2 protein-coding genes and 1 pseudogene are annotated in these 3123 nt (G+C 75.9%); all 3 read left to right on the forward strand.

The window, feature by feature from the left end; all coding sequences use genetic code 11:
- Window positions 1-1776, forward strand: a 1776-nt coding sequence (gene selB, locus ABD194_RS08565; protein ID WP_343990114.1) for a selenocysteine-specific translation elongation factor, incomplete at its 5' end; no start/stop codon positions are given.
- A 135-nt stretch (window positions 1777-1911) separates the two neighbouring features.
- A pseudogene (locus tag ABD194_RS08570) lies at window positions 1912-2033 on the forward strand (universal stress protein); the annotation flags it as partial.
- Between the two features lie 74 nt (window positions 2034-2107).
- Window positions 2108-3123 (forward strand): DEAD/DEAH box helicase (locus tag ABD194_RS08575; protein WP_343990118.1); only part of this gene is annotated, 1016 nt, incomplete at its 3' end.

Raw genomic sequence — 3123 nt, forward strand, 5'->3', positions numbered from 1 at the left:
CACGTCGACCACGGCAAGTCCGCCCTGGTCCGCGCCCTCACCGGCATCGAGCCAGACCGGTGGGAGGAGGAGCACCGACGCGGCCTGACCATCGATCTCGGGTATGCGTGGACGACCCTGACGTCGGGAGCCGAGGTCGCGTTCGTCGACGTCCCGGGCCACCAGCGCTTCATCGGCAACATGCTCGCCGGGCTGGGCCCTGCTCCGGCCGTCCTCTTCGTCGTCGCGGCGGACGAGGGCTGGCGCCAGCAGTCGGAGGAGCACCTGGCCGCGGTCCGCGCCCTCGGGCTGCGCCACGGCGTGCTGGCCGTCACGCGCAGTGACCTCGCCGACCCGAGCGAGACCCTCGCAGACGCCCGGCAGCGCCTGGGGGCAGCGGGACTGGAGTGCGAGGCCGTCGCCGTCTCGGCCCGCACCGGTCAGGGGATGGGCGAGCTGAAGGACGCGCTCGGCCGTCTCGTCGCCGCCCTGCCGGCGCCCGACACGCAGGCCCGGGCCCGCCTCTGGGTCGACCGCAGCTTCACCATCCGCGGCAGCGGCACCGTGGTGACCGGCACCCTCGGGCAGGGGCGGATCACGGTGGGCGACCACCTGGTCCTGTCGCGCGGCGGGGACCGGGACGTCGAGGTCACCGTGCGCGGGCTGCAGTCGCTCGAGCAGCCGCGAGACACGGTCGAGGCCGTCGCCCGGGTGGCCGTCAACCTCCGGGGCCTCGGTGCCGAGGAGGTGCGCCGCGGCGACGTGCTGCTCGCGGCCGGACGCTGGCACATGAGCTCCGTCGTCGACGTCGCCCTCGACCCGCCGGCCGCGCGTGAGGCGCCGACCCGAGTCATGGCGCACGTCGGCACGCTGGCCCTCGAGACGCGGCTGCGGCCCCTGTCGGACCAGCTGGCCCGCCTCGCCTTCCCCCGCACGCTCCCGCTCCAGGCCGGCGACCGTGTCATCCTGCGCGACCCCGGCGCCCAGACCGTGCTGGCCGGGGCCCGGGTCCTCGACGCCGACCCACCGGAGCTGTCCCGACGCGGCGCCGCGACCCGGCGCGCGACCGAGCTGGCCCCGCTGGCCGAGGGTGACGGCACACCCGATCTCGCGCACGAGGTGCACCGGCGCGGGGTGCTCGCCGTCGCCGACGCGGTCGCACTCGGCCACGTCGTCGGGGCCGGGACCGACGACCCCGCACCCGGCGTGCTGCGCCGGGGGCAGTGGCTCGTCGACGAGCAGACGTGGCAGGGCTGGTCCGGCGCTCTGCGCTCGGCGCTCGAGGCGCACGCGAAGGCCCACCCGCTGCAGCCCACGCTGAGCCTCGAGGCAGCGCGCGCGGTAGCCGACCTCCCCGACCGGGCGCTCCTCGCCGACGTCGCGGGCGCTGCCGGACTGGAGGTCGTCGCCGGCCGCGTGGGCCTCCCCGGGGTGCGCGCCGCCCTCGAACCGGCCGTCGAGGCCGCGCTCGCGGGGATCGAGCAACGCCTCCGGGAGCGGCCCTTCACGGCACCCGAGCAGAACGAGCTCGACACCGCCGGGCTCGGGCCGCGGCAGCTCGCGGCGGCAGAGGGAGCGGGACGCCTCCTGAGGCTCACCCCCGACGTCGTGCTCCTGCCCACCGCGCCGGCACGGGCCATGCGGGTGCTGGCCGGGCTGCCGCAGCCGTTCACGACGAGTGAGGCACGCCAGGCGCTCGAGTCCACCCGCCGCACCGTCATCCCGCTGCTGGAGCACCTCGACGGGCGCGGCTGGACGCGGCGCCTCGACGGCTCGCACCGCGAGGTCCGCCGCTGAGACCGACCACACCCTGGCCCTCGGTCCAAGGCCCTGCGCCGGTCCGTGCAGTCCGGGGACGGGTCGGACTCCTCGAAACACGCGCTGCGCTGGGCGGCCCGGATGGCCGCCCGTCGAGGGCCTGCGCATCCGCGCGTGGTCGGCAGCCGCGGGCACGGCGGCTTCGCGGGACTGCTGCTCGGCTCGGTGAGCTCCGCGTGCGCCGAGCACGCCCACTGCCGGTGCTGGTCGTCCACGAGGAGCACGACCTCCGCTGACATGCTGCCGACCGCCGGGGCCGGCTCGAAGTGCGCCCGGCCGTGCTGTCGGTGGGGGATGGCAGGCTGGGGCGATGGCCAAGGGCAAACCCGCCGACGTGCTCGAGCGGTTCTCACCGGCGACCGCCGAGTGGTTCCGCAACAGCTTCCACGCGCCCACCACGGCGCAGGCGGGCGCCTGGGGCGCGATCAGCTCGGGCCACCACTGCGTCGTCGTGGCGCCCACCGGCTCGGGCAAGACGCTGTCGGCGTTCCTGTGGGCCGTCGACCGGATGGCGAGCGAGCCGGTGCCCGAGGAGCGGCTCGAGCGCTGCCGCGTCCTCTACGTCTCGCCGATGAAGGCGCTCGCCGTCGACGTCGAGCGCAACCTGCGCGCCCCGCTCGTGGGCATCGGCCACGCCGCGGCGCGGCTCGAGCTGCCGCCGCCCGACATCAGCGTCAGCGTCCGGTCGGGTGACACCCCCGCCAACGAGCGCCGCGCCTTCGCCCGCACCCCCACCGACATCCTCATCACGACGCCCGAGTCGCTCTTCCTCATGCTGACCTCGTCGGTGCGCGAGGCCCTCAAGGGTGTCGAGACGGTCATCATCGACGAGGTGCACGCCGTCGCCGGCACCAAGCGCGGCGCCCACCTGGCCCTGAGCCTCGAGCGGCTCGACGCCCTGCTGCCCCAGCCGGCCCAGAGGGTCGGCCTCTCGGCCACGGTGCGCCCGGTCGAGGAGGTCGCCCGCTACCTCGCGGGTGGCCGCCCGGTCGAGATCGTGCAACCCGAGTCGACCAAGCAGTGGGAGCTCGACGTCGTCGTGCCGGTCCCCGACATGGGCGAGCTGGGCAGCGCCCCCGCGGAGATCTCACCCGGCGTGCCCGACCTCTCCGGGCCGGCCGCGGGCAACGCCCCGCAGGCGAGCATCTGGCCGCACGTCGAGGAGCGCATCGTCGACCTCATCGCCGACCACCGCTCGACCCTCGTCTTCGCCAACTCGCGCCGGCTCGCCGAGCGGCTCACCTCCCGACTCAACGAGATCTGGGAGGAGCGCCTGGCCGAGCAGGAGGGGCTGCCGGTGCCCAGCCTGGCCGCCCTCTCGACGCA

Origin of the sequence: Terrabacter terrae, assembly GCF_039529575.1 — a bacterium.
Taxonomy (GTDB): domain Bacteria; phylum Actinomycetota; class Actinomycetes; order Actinomycetales; family Dermatophilaceae; genus Terrabacter; species Terrabacter terrae.